Origin of the sequence: Sorangium sp. So ce1153, from assembly GCF_051521595.1 — a bacterium.
Lineage (GTDB): Bacteria > Myxococcota_A > Polyangia > Polyangiales > Polyangiaceae > Sorangium.
This window is the reverse complement of the sequence record NZ_CP150361.1, coordinates 8,543,448-8,556,400: the sequence shown is the minus strand read 5'-3', so window position 1 is coordinate 8,556,400 and position 12,953 is coordinate 8,543,448. Positions and strand designations below refer to the sequence as shown.

The window sequence follows — 12,953 nt, the reverse complement described above, 5'->3', positions numbered from 1 at the left end:
CGGGGGGCGACACCGCGTCTCCCCACCGCGGCCGGTCTCACGCGTCCTGTGACCCCGCGCCCGGCGGTCGGGGCGATGACCGGACGCACCGGCGGACACGGCAGCGCCTGTATCGACCAGCAGGGGACCGTCTCCCCTGGGTGCGCGGGCCTTGAGCGCGCTCGGCGCAGAGGGCATGGTGCCGCTCGATCCCCGACATGCCTTCCCACGAGCGCACGCTCAGGCTCCTCAAATCGATCGCGCGCATCGAGCCGGCGCGGCCGTCGCTGAAGAGCGGCCTCCGTGCGGCCGTCGCGGCCCTCGTGCCGGTGCTCGTCGGGCAGGTTGCCCCGGTGCCCGCGACCTCCTGGGCCACGCTGGGCGGCTTCCTCGCGACCGTCGCCGACAAGGGCGGCTCGTACCGCGCGCGCGCCGCGACCATGGGCGCGCTCACCGTCGCCGGAGCCCTCGCGGCGGTCGCCATGGCCCTCGCGGGGGGATGGCCGTGGATCGCGACGATCGTCTTGTTCCTCGGCATCTCGGCGGCAGGCTTCGCGCGGGTCTACGGGGCCGAGGCGGGCAGCGTCGGGGGGCTCGTCGCGATCATCATGGCCGCGTCGGTCGCCGCGCCGGCCGGCGGCGCCGAGGCGCTCGCGCGCGGCGCGGGCGTGCTCGCCGGCGGCCTCTGGGCCATGGCGCTCGCCCTCCTGCTCTGGCCCATCCGGCCGTACCGCCCGGTGCGCGTCGCCGTGGCCGCGTGCTACCGCGCGCTCGCCGATCAAGCGGCCGCGCTGGAGGAGGCGTCGCGGCGGGGCGAGGAGGCCGGGTACCACGCGCTCGTGCAGCGGCACGCGTCCATCCGCGCCGCGATCGAGGCGGCGCGCGCGGCGCTCGGGGGCGTGCGGCGCGGGCGCCAGGGCGAGAGCGGGCGCGGCGAGCGCTTGCTCGTCCTGCTCCAGGACGCCGACCAGCTCTTCGGGACGCTCGTCGTGCTCGCCGACACGCTGGAGGCGGCCGGCGACCCGGGGCCCTCGGACAGTCGCTCCGACGCGCGCGTCGAGGTCGAGCGCGCGCTCGCGGCGTTCGCGAGCAAGGCGCACGAGGTCGCGCGCGTCGTGGAGACGGAGGGCGGCGGCCACCGCCTTCCGCCGATCGCGTGGGACGAGCAGGCGCTCCGCGCGGCGATCGCGCGGGACGCGCGCGAAGGGGGCAGGGCGGCCGCCATGACCCGCTCGCGGCTCCTCCACGCCGCGGCGCTCCTCGCGCAGCTCCGCGAGTACCTGCGCATCGCGGTCGAGACGGCGCCGGCGCTCGACGACGACAGCCCCGCGGAGGCCGCCCCGGGCGAGCCCGCGGCGGCGGCCCCACCCGGGCCGAAGCTGCGCGACCGCGTCCTCGGGCCGCTCCGCGAGAACCTCACCGCGCGCTCGCTCTCGCTCCGGCACGCGCTCCGCGTGGGCCTCGCGGCGGCGGCCGGCATGGCGGTGAGCCACGGCTTCGAGCTGCGGCGCGGCTACTGGATCACGATCACGGCCGTGGCCATCCTCCAGCCGTACACCGGCGCGACGGTGCTGAAGGGGCTGCAGCGCATCGCCGGCACGGTGCTCGGCTGCCTCCTCGCCGCGGGGATCGCCGCGGCCGTGCACGACCCGCTCGGCCTGCTCGCGCTCATCTTCGTGCTCGCGACCGCCGGGGTCGCGCTCTTGCCGGTCAACTACGGCGCCTTCTCGGCCCTGTTGACGCCCACCTTCGTGCTCCTCGCCGAGCTCGGGTCCGGCGACCGTCACCTGACGCACCTGCGCGTCGTCAACACGCTGATCGGCGGCGCGATCGCGCTCGCGGCGATCGCCCTCCTGTGGCCCAGCCCGGAGCGCGACCGCTTCCCCGAGCAGATGGCGCAGGCCCTGCGCGCGGCGCGCGAGGTCCTCGCGCGGGCGGCCGCCTCGCACGGGAGCGAGCGGGAAGCGGCCGAGGCGCCGCTCGCCGCCGCGCGCCGCGACGCCGGGCTCGCGACCAGCAACGCCGAGGCGTCGTTCCAGCGGCTCGTCGCGGAGTCGCGCGGCGCGGCGGAGGCGCTCGAGCCGCTCATGGCGGAGCTCACGTACACGCGCCGCTTCGTCGCCTCGGTGGTCGCGCTCGCGTCCTCGCCCGGGCCGACGGCATCACCGTCGCGTCGCGAAGAGCTCGCGCGCTTCGAGCGCCGCGTCGGCGGCGCGCTCGAGGACCTCGCCGCCGCGGTGGCCGAGCAGCGCCCGCCCGCGCCGCTGCCCGACGTGTTCGCGCCGGAGCCCACCGACGAGGGCTCCGGGGTCGAGCCTGCTCCGACGACGCTGGGGACGTTGTTCGAGGCCCAGCTCCTGCGCATCGCGCGGCAGGTCACGGTCCTGCACGCGGCGGTCTCGCGGGCCGCGCTGGCCGCGCGGGAGCGGCCAGTAGCGTGAGCGCGGGGCCAGCCCGGGCCCTCACCGCGCGCTCAGCACCCCACGAGCCGCACGGTCTTCCCCTCGTGCGCGACCTCCCGCACGAACAGCTTCTCTGGCCACGACCGCTCCTTGCGCAGGTCGAACATCACCAGCCACCCCTCGCCGTGCCCGGCGTGCTCGAGGTACCGCGCCACCTGATCGAGCGCCTCGGCCTCGGTCTCCGTGTCGCGGCGGACCTTCACCTCGATGGCGTGGCGTTCCTCGCGCCAGCAGATCATCAGGTCGAGCGCCCCGCGCCCGAGCCCGTACTCGCGCTCCACCCGTCCGCCTCCGTTCACGACCCGCTGCAAGAACGCCATCAGCATCAGGTGCGGCCCGGACTCGCGGTAGCCGAACCCCTCGGCGGCGAGGTGGCCGTCCTTGCGCCAGAACGCCTGCCAGTCGGTGAAGAGCTTGTCCATGTCGAGCGAGCCGTCAGGGCGGACGTATGCGGCGGGCTCGGCCGAGATCTGCGCCTGGCGGATGAACGTCAGCGCGCGGGGGACGACCTCGCGGTAGATGGGATTCGCGATCTCGAAGCGCCCGCCGTGGAAGCGGATCAGCCCCAGGCCGAGGACGTAGGAGAAATCGTCGTCGAGCACGTCTCCGGCCGTCTGCCCGCCGGCCAGCATGGGATCGAGCACGCGCCGCACCCGGGGCTCGCGCAGGCGGGCGACGAGCGAGTCGATGTGGGAGCGGCGCTCCAGGATGAGGGTCTCCTTGGCCGCGTCGACGTGCGCCGACGTGATCGGAATCGTGCGGTCCTCCACGTCATGGCCGACGATCTGATCGGCCATGGCGTTGGTCAACCAGGGATGGCCCTGTCCCAGCTCCCAGATCCGCCGCGCAGCCTCGGGCTCGAAGCGCTGTCCGGTAGCGGCGGTGTGCTGCGCGAGCAGCTCGGCGACCTCGGCCTCGGTGAAGGGGCCGAGCGTCATCGCCTCGGCGGTGATGTTGAACGGCGACGTCGTGCCCAGCCACGCGACGGCGCGCCGCTCCTCCACGGCGAGCGCGTAGTCGCGCACCTGGCGCTGGCCGATGAGGGCCACGCTGGAGGGAAACGGCGTCCGGCTCCGATCGAGGTAGCCCTGCCGGAGCTGGGTCAGGAACGAGACCATCGCTGCGCCCACGAGCCCGTCCGCCTCGTCGACGAGCACGACCAGCGGCCTGTCGCTGCGCGCCGCGAGATCCCGCAGATAGCGCAGGACGAAGGTGCTCGCGGGCTCGACGCGGCGGACGTCGTCCGCGGGCGGGCCGAGGTCGGGCAGATCGCGATCGACCGCGGTGTCCAGGGCGTAGAGGACAGCTTCGAAGGCCCTGGTGGGGTCGGGCTCCTCGCGGGCGATCTGGACGTCGACCCAGGCGGCGCGAAAGGCACCTTCGCGGTTCAGGTGCTCGACGAGCCAGCGAGCGCTGGTGGTCTTGCCCGTCTGGCGGCCAGCATGGAGCGTGAAATCCTTTCGGTTTTCTATGAGCCGCAGGACACGCCCGAGGCGGCGCTCGGGCGGGAGCATGTAGTGCTCGCCAGCGACGCAGGGGCCCGCGGTGTTGAACGAGAGCTTCACGGGAGGAAGCTACCATGCATGAGGCGACCCACCTTGCGAGAGCAGGGGGGCGAGAGCGCGCGCGTCACCGCACCTCTCCCGCCTCGCGGCCCGGCGCCTCGCGGCCCGGCGCCGCGCCTCCTGGCGCCCGCTCGCCCGGCGCCTCGCGGCCCGGCGCCCGCTCGCCCGGCGCCGCGCCGTTCCTCCTCCGCTCCCGGCAGCGGCCCATCGCCTTCTCGATCATCGGCAGCGGCAGCGCGAGGTCCATCGAGAAGCGGCCCTCGCGCGGGCTCACCCGCGCCAGATCCAGCAGCTCGGCGAGCTGCTCCTCGCCGTCCGCCTGTGCCTTCAGCCGGCCCAGCGAGATCGCGGTCCCGAGCGTCTTGCCGAGGTCGTCCACGTCGGCCGCCACGGGCCCCGTCACGTCGGCCACGATCGCGACGTCCTCCGACGCGTCGACGTGCAGCTCCACCTGGCCCACGGCGCCGCGCAGGCGCTCGGCGATCTCCGGCTCGCTCCCCTCGAGGACGTGCGCGATGTCCTCGGCCGAGAGCACCCCGTACGCATCGCCGTAGCTCGCCCACTCCGGGATCACCGGCGGCGCCGGCGCGACCTTGTCCTCGAGCCTGTCGATCGCGGCCTCGACGGCCTGCGCGTCCTGGCCGATGAGCAGGAGGCCGTCGCCCCACAGGCCGATCACCGGCGAGCGACCCTCCTGCTCCTCGAAGAGCGTCCCTCGCGCGCCGTGAGCGCGGCGGCTCCGCCGCAACGAGTCCAGGCGCGCCGACGGGAACTGGCCCGAGACCACCACGAGGGGCCCCGACGCCGCCGCGACCCGGTCGATGTCCTCGAGCACGTCGATCCCGAACTCGTCCTTGAGCTCGTCGAAGCTATCCATGTCGCCGTTCGCGAGCATGCAGTCGAGCCAGAGCTTGCCGGCCGGCGACTCCTTGATGGCGCTCGCCTCGACGACGACGGCCGACGTGGCCCTGCCGGTGGGCAGCGCCGTGAGCAGCGGATCGCGCTTGGGCCGGGGCTGGCGCTCCGCGTGCGGGTCGGTCTGCGGCGGGGGCGGCAGCGTCTGGCGGCGCGCGTTGCGTTCCATGTCGGGGCGCTGCGGTTGGCGCGGGAACTCCACCCGCGCCTTCTTCGGGGACGTGGCCTTGCTGTCGCCGCGCGACATGAGCCACGCGGCGAGGCCGAGGAGGACGACGGCGGCGAGGAGCCAGGCTCGGTGGCGCATGGAGCTCAGAAATCCTTCTGCTCGAAGCCCCAGATGCCGAAGGCGACGGCGGCGAGGCCGAAGACGGCGATCCCGGCGAGCTGGCTCGCGAGGTCGAGCGCCTCGACGGGCGCCGAGGCGGCGAGATCGGCGGAGGTGTTGGCCAGGGTGGAGACCCGCGGCAGGAGCGCGGTGGCGGCGCGGAAGAGCGCGCGGGGGGCGCCGGGCTCGAAGAAGGTCGCGAGGCGGTCGCGGTAGCCGGCGACGATGCCCGCGACGAGGAGGGCGCCGCCCGTCGCGGCGGAGAGCGCGGCGCTGCGCGCGAACACCGCGGCCGCGAGCATGCCGCCGTAGAGGGCGGCGAAGGTGACGCTCGCGAGGAGGGCGGCGAGGACCGGGCGCAAGGTCCAGACGCCGGTCTTCACGGCGAGCAGGAGCGCGAGGCCGCCCGCGCCGTAGAGCGCGCCGGCCATGGCGAGGCCGAGCACGCCGAGGAAGGTGCCGGCGAGCAGCTCCCAGCGCTGGACGGGGAGCGCGAGGAGGTGCTCGATGCGGCCGGGCGCGAGCAGGCTCGGGGCGAAGTCGGCGCAGGCGACGACGCCGAAGGCGAGGCCGCCGTAGAAGATGACGTACGCCGCCGCGCGGAAGATGGGGCGGAGGGCGACGTCGACGGACGTGATGTCGGTGTGGACGACCTGGCCGAAGAGGCGCGTGGCGGCGAGGGCGCCGTCGACGACGTCCATGCGCAGGGTGAGGCCGGCGACGCCGAGCAGGAGGGTGATCGCGGCGCCGAGCGCGAGGAACCACCGGCGCGAGGCGGCCTCGCGGAGGAGGTCGAGCGCGATGGCGAGGGCTGTCTTCACGGCGGCGCTCCGGCGTCCGGCCTGTCCCGCGCGCCGAGGGCCTCGGCGAGGACGTCCTCGAGGTCGCGCATGTCCCGGGCGAGCTCGACGAGCAGCGCGCCCCGGGCGCGGGCGCGATCGAGCAGGGCGTTGAGGTCCTCGGGGCTGGCTGCCTCGCAGGTGAAGGCGCCCTCGGGCTCGCGGGCGGCGAAGCCGAGCGGGGCGAGCGCGGCCGGATCGCAGCCGGGCGCGAAGCGGACGCGGAAGCGCGTGGCGCTGCCGCAGAGCGCCTCCAGGGCGCCCTCGCGGACGAGGCGGCCGCCGGCGAGGATGCCGATGCGGTCGCAGACGCGCTCGGTCTCGGAGAGCAGGTGCGAGTTGAGGAAGAGGGTGGCGCCGCGGGCGCGCTCCTCGGTGAGGATGCGGCGGATCTCGGCGCGGCCGAGGGGGTCGATGCCGTCGGTGGGCTCGTCGAGGACGAGGAGGTCGGGCGCGCCGAGGAGGGCCGCGGCGAGGCCGAGGCGCTGCTTCATGCCCTTGGAGAAGCCGCCGATGCGGCGCCGGGCGCTGTCGCCGAGCCCGACGCGGGCGAGGTCGCGCAGGAGCGCGGCCTCGGTCGTCGCGAGGCGCTTGAGCCGGGCGACGCTGGCCAGGAACGCGACGGGCGTCCAGGCGTGCGGGAGGTGGAGGCGCTCGGGGAGGTAGCCGATGCGGGCGCGGACGGCGCGGTCCTCTGGGGCGCCGCCGAGGACGCGGACGACGCCGGACGTCGGCCGGACGACGCCGAGGAGGGTCTTGATGAACGTGGTCTTGCCGGCGCCGTTCGGGCCGAGGAGGCCGAACGCGGCGCCGCGGGGGACGGCGAGATCGAGGCCGGCCAGGGCCTCATGGCCCTCGCGCCGGAAGAGGCCCGCGTAGGTCTTGCGGAGCGCGGCGGCTTCGAGGGCGAGCACGGCGTGAGGATAGCCAACGCGGGGGAGCGGGCTACCCTGACCCAGGTCGGGGGCTTGCTCAGGTCGTCCAGATCACGGCGAACATCGTCGTGAGGAGCCCCAGCGGCACGAGCGACAGCGCGGCGGCCGCCGCCCACAGCTTCCCGGAGCGGAGCGGAAGTCCACGGGCGCCGCGGACGAGACCCCAGCTTGGAATGACCGACAGGAGGATGCCGAAGGCCGCGAACATGCCAATCGGGTTGTCGTCCCCCGGCGAGTGCCACACCCAGTTCATCGTGCTGGCCGAGAGCAGCAGGCCAGCCAGACCGAACGCCCCGACGAAGAGCTGAACGACGCGAGAGGTGCGCGGGCGCATGCTGGAGATTCTTCGCTCCGCCGCGCGAGGTGTCCAGCGGCGGAGCCGGCACCGACGTGGATCGCGGCGTCGGCGCACGAGGGGGTTTGAGCGCCCCATCGGGACCGATTTCGGTGCTCTCAGGGGGGTTCGAGCGCCCCGTCGTCGCCGTGGAGGCCCCGCGGGAGCGCGGCGCATTGCGCCCTACTCGCAATCTTTCAACCAGCGTCAGCATTTTCTCGTGCAGGGTCCGAGTGCCCCGGACAGGCACGATCACCGGACGCTCCCGCCCTGGATCGTGTAGGATGAGAGCGTGGCAGATCTCGATGCGATCTCGGACCGGACCTCCGTGGCTGCGCGCGCAGACTTCGCATTCGTGATCACCCGGCGGGGACGGCTCGTCACCCGGGGCGCGCCGTGCGACATGCCCACGGAGGGCCGCAGCCGGATCGTCGAGGCTGCCCTGCGCCTCGGGAACCGGGGCCGGCTCGGGCATGTGGAGCTGCCGCGCGAGCACCTGGTCCCCTACGGGGGCGCGGCGCCCGTCGACGTGTACTTCGGCGTGGCCGGCGCGGCGATCCTCTGCGCGGTCATGCCCACATGGGCCGATCGGCAGGGCGTGCTGCCCGCGCTCGAGCACGGCCTGCGCGCCATCGACGAGGGCACCCCGGCGGAGTCGCGGCCGGCCCGCAAGGGGCACCGGCGCGCCCCCTCGCGCCCGCGCGCGGAGGCGGCGCCTTCCTCGGCGCGCCGCGCGGAGGCGGCGCCTTCCTCGGCGCGCCGCGCGGAGGCGGCGCCTTCCTCGGCGCGCCGCCCGGTCGCCGAGGTCCGCCAGCCGCCGCCGTCCACCGGCGCGGTCGCGGCCTTCCGCGAGCCGCCGCCGCCGCCCTCCAGGCGCGCCGCACCGCCGTCGCTGCCGGCCGTCAGGCGCAGCGCCGCCGCGGGCCTGATCCTCCTCGCCAACGGCGGGCCGCCCCGCGCGCAGGCGCGCCCGGCGGTGCTCCACGACGGGCCCCCGCCGCCCGCGGCCTCCCCCCGGCCCCCCGCGTCGCTGCCGGACATCCGCGCCGGCCAGGCGACCCTCGGCCGCGAGCGCCTCGCCGCCGTCGAGCGAGAGCCCGGCGGGCCGCGGCGCTCGCTGCCCGAGATCCGGGTGGGCCTGGCGCGGGTCGGCCACGAGACCCTGGCGGCGATCGAGGCCGACCTGCAGCGGCCGGCGCGCCCCGGATCGATGCCCGACGCGCTGCGCCTCGAGCTGGCGAGCATCAGCCGCGAGAGCCTGCTGGAGATCGCGGCCGAGGAGGCGCGCCAGGCGACCGCGGGGCCGCGGCCGTCCATGCCGCTGGTGCGCCCCGAGCGCCTCACCCGCCCCTGGGTGGAGGCGCCCGAGGACGCGCGGCGCATGGCCGAGGCCGAGAAGCGCGCCCGCAAAACCGCGCCCCCCGAGCTGGACGTCGAGCTCGTCGAGCCCGATGCCGAGGTCATCGCCGCGACGCGCGCCGGTCGGCGCGCTCGCTCGGGCTGAGGCTCGAGCCGCGCCCCGGGCACGGGGCGTCACGCTCCCTCCTCGGACAGCGCGCGACCAGCGCAGCTCCGTCCTCCCCCTCGACCGGCCACACCGTCCATCGCGGCCTCACGCGGGCCCGCACCACGATTCGAGCGCGCTTCTCAGATCGGCGAGGCGCGTCGCCCGTCGCCCGCCGTCGGTCGCCCACGCGACGTGCCCGTCCGGCCTCACCAGGACCGCATCGAGGGCGGCGAGGTCGCTCCCGGGCGCGGCCGTCGCGCGGACCACGTCGGCGCGGTCGCTCCACGCCGCGCCCGCCTCGCGGAGATCGGCCGCGCCGGCGAGGTCGAGCAGGACGAACCGGGCCGCGTGGAGCAGCTCGTACAGCCGCGCGGCGCCGCGGTCCGTGACGAGCGCGCGATCGGGCGCCCGCCTGCCGACCCAGGGGTGCGTCTCCGCGGCCTTGCCGGTGGAATACGCGACGTCGAGCGCGCTGATCCGCTCGGAGAGACGCCGGTTGACCGGCTCGATGGCGAGCAGCTCGCTCATCATGTCACGGAGCGCCATCCCGGCCTCCGAGACGTCGCCGAGCTTGGTCTGAACCTCCGTGTTGCGCCCCAGGGCCTCGCCCACCGGGTGGCGCTCGTCATGATAGCTGTCGAGCAGGCCCGGGGGCGCCCAGCCGTTCACCTGGGCCGCGAGCTTCCAGCCGAGGTTCATCGCGTCTTGCAGCCCGACGTTGAGCCCCTGGCCGCCGGCGGGAAAGTGGATGTGCGCCGCGTCGCCCGCGAGCAGGACCCGCCCGCGCCGGTACCGCTCGGCGAGCCGCGTCGCGTTGCCGAAGCGCGACAGCCAGCGCGGGTTGCGCATCCTGAAGTCCCTCCCGACGATCCGCGCGACGCTGCTCTGCAGCTCTTCGAGCGTGACCGGCTCGGACGTGCTCACGTGCGTTCGCTGCGGATCGAACACGACGAAGCGATAGACGCCCTCGTGATCGCCGGGCGGGAGCGGGGCCGCGAGCACGGAGCCGCGCGAGCTCGTGTGCCTGAACGGCTTCAGTGGATCGTCGAGCTCCACGTCGCCCAGGAAGGCGGTCACCGTCGTCTCCGTGCCCGGAAACCCGATGCCGACCGAGCGTCGCACGGCGCTCCTCGCCCCGTCGCAACCGACCACGTACCGCGCGCGCTCCTCGGCCTGGCCCTCAGGCCCCTCCACCCGCAGCGCGACCTCGCCCTCCCGCTCCTCGACCGCGACGACCGAGCGACCGCGCTGGATCTCGACGCCCAGCTCGCGGGCCCGCTCCTCCAGGAGCGCCTCTGTCTGGGTCTGGGCCAGCCACAGCGTGTACGGGTGAGGCGTGTCGAGGCGAGAGAAGTCGAGCGGGGTGTCGAGCCACGCGAAATGCCCCGTCGAGATCGGCACGCCCCGGCGCCGGAAGCGGTCGAGGATCCCGCGCTGATCGAGGATCTCCAGGCTCCTCGGGTGCACCGTGAGCGCGCGCGACTGCTCCGTGCGCGTCCGCCGCTGCTCCAGCACGCGGACCCGGACCTTCGCGAGCGCGAGCTCCGACGCCAGCAACATCCCGACCGGGCCGCCGCCGACCACCACGACGTCATTTTGCATCGTCATTGAAACCTCCGCGTCCCTGACTCTAACGACGTTAGAGTAAATCTAACGGTGTTAGAGTCAAGGCGGTGGTCCGCCTTCCGGGTGCGAACAGGGGAAGAACCAACGATGCGACTACGACGTGAGCAGGTCATCGCGACGGCGCTGCGTCTGCTGGACGACGTCGGGCTCGATGCGCTGACGATGCGCCGGCTCGGGCAGGAGCTGAGCGTTCAGGCCGCGACGCTCTACTGGCACATCAAGAACAAGGAGGAGCTGCTCGACGCGATGGCGGAGGCGATGCTGGCGGATTGCGCGGCCGGGGTGCCGGCGGAGCTCTCGGGGATGGAGCGCGCGGCCGGCGTGGCCGAGCGGCTCCGCCGGGCGCTCCTCGCGCACCGCGACGGGGCGCGGGTCTTCGCGGGGACCTACGTGGCGCAGGACAACACGCTGAGGGTGTCGGACACGCTGGTCGGCGCGCTGAGGGACGGCGGGCTGTCACCGCGCGCCGCCGCGTGGGGGTGCTGGTCGATCGTCTATTACGTGATCGGCTTCACCCTCGAGGAGCAGGCCCTGGAGGTCCGCCCGGGGACGGACCCGGCCAAGGCCGATGCCGGGCGCTTCCGCGAGGCGGTGGAGCGAGGAGCCTACCCGCACCTTGCGGCGGCGCTGCCGCACCTCGTGAGCACCGACCACGACGCGCGGTTCGGGTACGGGCTTCGGGTCATCCTCAGGGGACTGGAAGCCGAGGTTGAGGGGGCGCCGCGAGGAGGAGCGTCCGGGAGCTCGACGAGCGCCGGCGACAGGCGGCGGGAGTCCCGCCGGAGCGGCTGACGCACCGGGCGGATTGCCGCCGCGCTGGCGGGTTGCGCGACCTCAACCTGGGTCGGGCAGGGCAACCTCAACCTGGGTCGGGCAGGGCAACCTCAACCTGGGTCGGGCTGGGTCGCCTCAACCTGGGTCGGGCTGGGTCACCTCAACCTGGGTCGGGCTGCCCCGAGACCCGGCTCCACCTCCGAAGGCGTCGTGCGTCTGAGCCGTCATGGTCCCGATCCGGCGCGTCCTGGCACAGATCGCCACACGAGAAGCCACGCCAATGCCGGAAATCGTGCGGCTCGGGCCCGGTACGCGCCATGCATTGCGGCACCCCGGGCCGCGTCCGTCGTCGGCACGTGAGGACCCTGGCGGCCAAGGAGACCCAATGCGTACCCGTATCCGCTTCGCTTTCACGGTAGGAAGCCTCCTCGCGCTCGGGGCCTGCTCGGGCGGATCGAGCCCATCTGACCCGTCGAACCCCGTCACCGGCGGCGACGGCGAGATCCCGGGGAAGGGCGCTGGCACCGGTGACGCCGCCGGCTCTGCCACGGCCGGCGCGGGAGGTGGGGCGGCGGAGGGCGGCGATATCTCGGTCGACCCCGGCGCCCCCAGCAGCGGCGAGGGCACCGGAACCGGCGGCAGCGGCGGTAGCGGCGGCAGCGGCGGCAGCGGCGGCAGCGGCGGCGGCGGCATCGAGCCCGGCACGCTCACCGCGGGCGTCTGGGACGACAACCGCAACTTCGACTTCTTCCTCTCCTACCGGAGCACGCTGTACACGCAACAGCTGCCGGGCCTCCTGCCCATCACCGAGGCCGACCACCAGGCCGCGCACAGCCTCTTCGCGGCGCCTCCAGGAAAGAGGGAGACGCTCGACGTCTCGCTCATCATCGACACGACCGGCAGCATGGGCGACGAGATTGCGTATCTCCAGACGGAGTTCATCGCGCTCTCCGACGCCATCTTCGCCAGGTACCCGGACGCCGCGCAGCGCTGGTCGCTCGTCGTCTATAGAGACACCGAGGACGACTACATCGTCCGGTGGTTCGACTTCCGCACCGATCCCGGTGAATTCCAGGTGAAGCTCGCCGCGCAGGGGGCCGACGGCGGCGGCGACACCCCGGAGGCGCCCGACATGGCGCTCTTCAAGGCGGCCGACCTCTCGTGGCGCACGGACGACGACACCGCGCGCCTCGCCTTCTGGGTCGCGGACGCGCCCCACCATGACAGCAACGCGGCGGACATGGCCGATGGGATACGAGCCCTCAAGGACCGCGGGGTGCACGTCTATCCCGTCGCGTCGAGCGGCGTGGATGAGCTCACCGAGCTCAGCATGCGCTCCGCCGCGCAATTGACGGGCGGCCGGTATCTCTTCCTGACGGATGACTCAGGGGTCGGCGGGGCCCACAAGGAGCCGACGATCCCGTGTTATTACGTGACGAAGCTCGATCGCGCGATCCTGCGCATGGTCGACATCGAGCTCTCCGGTGCCTACCGCGAGCCGGAGCCGTCCGAGATCCTCCGCACGGGCGGTGACCCCCTGGACGGCGCGTGCGAGCTCTCGTCCGGCAGCGAGGTGCTCGCGTACTGAGTTGAACGCCACAGGCCTCCCGTCCCACGGCTCCGCTCTCGCGCGGTCGTCACGGACGGGTGGACGTGGTCGGCACCTGGCAGGACCGGCGAGCGGCGGCG

Annotated in this window: 10 protein-coding genes; 4 read left to right on the top strand and 6 right to left on the bottom strand. The window is 74.5% G+C overall.

Annotated features, from left to right (window positions below; all coding sequences use genetic code 11):
- Positions 1 to 197: 197 nt before the first annotated feature.
- Positions 198 to 2,420: an FUSC family protein gene (locus tag WME85_RS30715; protein WP_437826418.1), complete on the top strand. Its 2,223-nt coding sequence runs from the start codon at positions 198 to 200 to the stop codon at positions 2,418 to 2,420.
- Positions 2,421 to 2,452: 32 nt separating this feature from the next.
- Here WME85_RS30715 and WME85_RS30710 read toward each other — a convergent pair whose 3' ends face one another.
- The 5 genes from WME85_RS30710 to WME85_RS30690 all read right to left on the bottom strand — a co-directional run bounded on the left by WME85_RS30710 (position 2,453) and on the right by WME85_RS30690 (position 7,357).
- The gene (locus WME85_RS30710) at positions 2,453 to 4,006 is read right to left on the bottom strand and encodes an AAA family ATPase (RefSeq protein WP_437826415.1); all 1,554 of its coding nucleotides are present in this window, start codon (positions 4,004 to 4,006) and stop codon (positions 2,453 to 2,455) included.
- A 64-nt stretch (positions 4,007 to 4,070) separates the two neighbouring features.
- Entirely contained in the window at positions 4,071 to 5,228 is a 1,158-nt protein-coding gene (locus tag WME85_RS30705; protein WP_437826413.1) for a hypothetical protein, read from the bottom strand.
- Positions 5,229 to 5,233: 5 nt separating this feature from the next.
- The gene (locus tag WME85_RS30700) at positions 5,234 to 6,070 is read right to left on the bottom strand and encodes a hypothetical protein (protein WP_437826410.1); all 837 of its coding nucleotides are present in this window, start codon (positions 6,068 to 6,070) and stop codon (positions 5,234 to 5,236) included.
- Positions 6,067 to 7,002 (bottom strand): ABC transporter ATP-binding protein, encoded by a 936-nt coding sequence (locus tag WME85_RS30695; protein WP_437826409.1) that lies wholly within the window; start codon positions 7,000 to 7,002, stop codon positions 6,067 to 6,069. Before WME85_RS30695 ends, WME85_RS30700 begins: the two co-directional genes overlap by 4 nt.
- 58 nt (positions 7,003 to 7,060) lie before the next feature.
- Complete coding sequence (locus WME85_RS30690) at positions 7,061 to 7,357, bottom strand: hypothetical protein (RefSeq protein ID WP_437826406.1); 297 nt, start codon at positions 7,355 to 7,357, stop codon at positions 7,061 to 7,063.
- Positions 7,358 to 7,649: 292 nt separating this feature from the next.
- Here WME85_RS30690 and WME85_RS30685 point away from each other — a divergent pair, with 292 nt between their 5' ends.
- Entirely contained in the window at positions 7,650 to 8,861 is a 1,212-nt protein-coding gene (locus WME85_RS30685) for a hypothetical protein (protein ID WP_437826403.1), read from the top strand.
- A gap of 108 nt (positions 8,862 to 8,969) precedes the next feature.
- On the opposite strand, the gene WME85_RS30680 is transcribed toward WME85_RS30685, so the two are convergent.
- Complete coding sequence (locus WME85_RS30680) at positions 8,970 to 10,466, bottom strand: FAD-dependent monooxygenase (protein ID WP_437842388.1); 1,497 nt, start codon at positions 10,464 to 10,466, stop codon at positions 8,970 to 8,972.
- Between the two features lie 111 nt (positions 10,467 to 10,577).
- Here WME85_RS30680 and WME85_RS30675 point away from each other — a divergent pair, with 111 nt between their 5' ends.
- Positions 10,578 to 11,282, top strand: a complete 705-nt coding sequence (locus WME85_RS30675) for a TetR/AcrR family transcriptional regulator C-terminal domain-containing protein (protein ID WP_437826401.1) — start codon at positions 10,578 to 10,580, stop codon at positions 11,280 to 11,282.
- A gap of 367 nt (positions 11,283 to 11,649) precedes the next feature.
- Entirely contained in the window at positions 11,650 to 12,852 is a 1,203-nt protein-coding gene (locus WME85_RS30670) for a vWA domain-containing protein (protein ID WP_437826399.1), read from the top strand.
- The last annotated feature ends 101 nt before the right edge of the window (positions 12,853 to 12,953 follow it).

Bases quoted from the DNA above. Each gene is read 5' to 3' on its own strand.
- WME85_RS30715 (WP_437826418.1), top strand. From the start codon at position 198: ATGCCTTCCCACGAGCGCACGCTCAGGCTCCTCAAATCGATCGCGCGC.
- WME85_RS30705 (WP_437826413.1), bottom strand. From the start codon at position 5,228: ATGCGCCACCGAGCCTGGCTCCTCGCCGCCGTCGTCCTCCTCGGCCTC.
- WME85_RS30690 (WP_437826406.1), bottom strand. From the start codon at position 7,357: ATGCGCCCGCGCACCTCTCGCGTCGTTCAGCTCTTCGTCGGGGCGTTC.
- WME85_RS30680 (WP_437842388.1), bottom strand. From the start codon at position 10,466: ATGCAAAATGACGTCGTGGTGGTCGGCGGCGGCCCGGTCGGGATGTTG.
- WME85_RS30675 (WP_437826401.1), top strand. From the start codon at position 10,578: ATGCGACTACGACGTGAGCAGGTCATCGCGACGGCGCTGCGTCTGCTG.
- WME85_RS30670 (WP_437826399.1), top strand. From the start codon at position 11,650: ATGCGTACCCGTATCCGCTTCGCTTTCACGGTAGGAAGCCTCCTCGCG.